This is a genomic window from Pseudoalteromonas sp. TB64, from assembly GCF_000498095.1.
Taxonomy (GTDB): Bacteria; Pseudomonadota; Gammaproteobacteria; order Enterobacterales; family Alteromonadaceae; genus Pseudoalteromonas.
Window position 1 is genome coordinate 1 of sequence record NZ_AUTQ01000030.1, and the last position, 2,265, is coordinate 2,265.

The following is a 2,265-nucleotide window of genomic DNA, read 5'->3' on the forward strand; positions in this document are numbered from 1 at the left end:
ACGCCAGCAAGCTGTGCGTCTACAAGTAAACTTAACCACAGCGTCAAATTTTACCGGTGGGCGTGGGGCTTGCTCACGCGAAAAGCGTCGCTTTTAATAATTACGAGCTTTGCTCGTCACGCTAGCAAGCTGGGCGTCTACAAGTAAATTTAACCACAGCGTCAAATTTTACCGGTAGGTGTAGAGCTTGCTCACGCGAAAAGCGCCGCTTTTAATATTTATAACTAATAGCTATTCATTGGTCTGTCTAAAGCGCAGCACTCGATTTGCTTAAAAGCATTTATCCTTCTTGGCGTACTATATTTTCAAGGGCACGAATATTAGTAATTAAATCTTGGCGCTGCGGATTTGCTTGTAGTGCTTTTTTTAGGTGCTTAAGTGCATCGGAGTAGTCTTTAGAATCAATTGCTACTTGTGATAATCCAAGCCATGCAGATAACTGATAATCAGGTAATGCTTGTGCACGTACGTACATTAGTTTGGCTTGAGTAAGCTGATTTTTATTACGATAAATACTTGCAAGGCTAAGCAGGGCATCGCCTAAATTTGGATTGATTTTAAGAGCACTATTTAAACTTTTTATTGCTCCATTTGTATTGCCTTGCTGTATTGCTAACTGTGCGTTGTAAACCGAAAACTGTGCTTGCTCATCACGTGGTAACTGTTTAGTGAACCGTTTAGCGCTGTGTATAAGCTCTTTAGCTAATCCCCATTGCTGCTGCGATACAAGCCATCCTAGTGTTTGCATTGTGGTGTTAATTACTGCTGTTTGTTGTTTTTTACCTGCATGTTTTAAGCCTTGTTTTAATAAAGTAACGGCACGCTCACTGCTACCTTGGCTTAAGTGTAATTGTGCAGCAAGAAGCTGATTGCTCGTATCTTTAGGGTTAAGTTTAAGTGCGACTTCAATTGCCGCAAGTGCATTTTTATTTTGTTCTAGTTGCAATGCAATTTGTGCACGTTGCAACCAAAGTTCTGCGTTATCAGGGTTTTTGTTAAGTAATTCTTTTAATAATGCATTAGCTTGATTTAAATCACCTGATTCAATTAAAGCAAATAATAGCCCTTGCTGATATTGGCTTGTTTCTGGCGCTAACATAAGCGCTTGGCGATAGGCTGCTACAGCGCTCCAAGGTTGATTATGTTGTACATGAATATAAGCAAGCTGTGCATAGCTTTGTGCATCAGCCTGACCCAACTCAATAGTGTTAACCAAGTGCGTTTGCGCTTTATTGTAGTTTGCTTGTTGCATGTACAAAAGGCTTAAGCCTTGGTGCGCTTGTATTAAACTTGGTGATGCTTTTAAACATGCTAAATAAGCGGCTTCGGCTTTATCAAAATCTTTTATTGAAAGCAAAACTTGTGCGCGCAATAAGTTTAAAGCGGTGCTGTCTTGATTCATATCACGATTTTTAAATAGTGCAGCAACTTCACTGTAATTACCGGCTTGTAATAGCGGTTGTACTTGGCGGGCAAAACCGCGCTCGGTTGGCTCAATAAGTACTTCAGTTGGACCTAATAACTTATTATTTATTGCCAGTTGCCATGTAGGATCGCTAGGCGATAAAGTTACTTTTAGTGGCGCACTAACAGCGGTTGCATGCACGCTACTTACACCTAATAAAGGCAATGAGCACATTAAAGAAGTAATAAATGCGCGAGTTAATGGTTTTAGCGTTTTAATTGCGTTCATATTTTTCATTTTAATAGGGCTTAAGGTTTAAATTCAATTGGCCAAATAAAGCGAGCGCGTACAGTCTCACCTTCTTTTTTAGGTGCACTAAAGCGGCTTTGTTTAATAATTTTGTCGATTGCGGGTTTTAGTTCTGGATATGGGTTTTGCACTACCTCAATTAAACTTACCTTACCGCTTTCATCTATAAACACGTCGAGCTTTACAGTGAATACATCAATACCTTGACGGGTTAAACTCTTTGGTAAAATCGCTTTTACTGGCGTAAGTAAAGTAGGTAAACCATCAAGCTGATTTAAGCTAAATGCATCCCAATTTACACTTATTGATTGCAGTTGTGGTGTACTTACTTTAATGCTTGGCGTATCGGGTTTTACAACATTTAAATTACTATTAATTTTAACCTTAACAGCCTGAATAGAAGCACCAGCACCTTGTACAGTTAAGCTTTGCATGGGCTCGTTTGCTTGCTGTTGTTGTATTGAGGGCGGAGGTGGAGGTGGTAATGCAACCATTGCTACCTCGCGCACAATTACTTTGTCTTGCACCACGTGCTCAGCTAGTTGCCCAAG

At 40.1% G+C, this 2,265-nt stretch carries 2 protein-coding genes; both read right to left on the bottom strand.

The annotated features are described in order from the left end of the window. Positions 1 to 280: 280 nt before the first annotated feature. Entirely contained in the window at positions 281 to 1,693 is a 1,413-nt protein-coding gene (locus L647_RS0100960; protein WP_024609544.1) for a tetratricopeptide repeat protein, read from the bottom strand. A gap of 20 nt (positions 1,694 to 1,713) precedes the next feature. Beyond that, positions 1,714 to 2,265: energy transducer TonB (locus tag L647_RS0100965; protein WP_024609545.1), on the bottom strand; the 552-nt coding region annotated here is incomplete at its 5' end.

Bases quoted from the DNA above. Each gene is read 5' to 3' on its own strand.
- L647_RS0100960 (WP_024609544.1), bottom strand. From the start codon at position 1,693: ATGAACGCAATTAAAACGCTAAAACCATTAACTCGCGCATTTATTACT.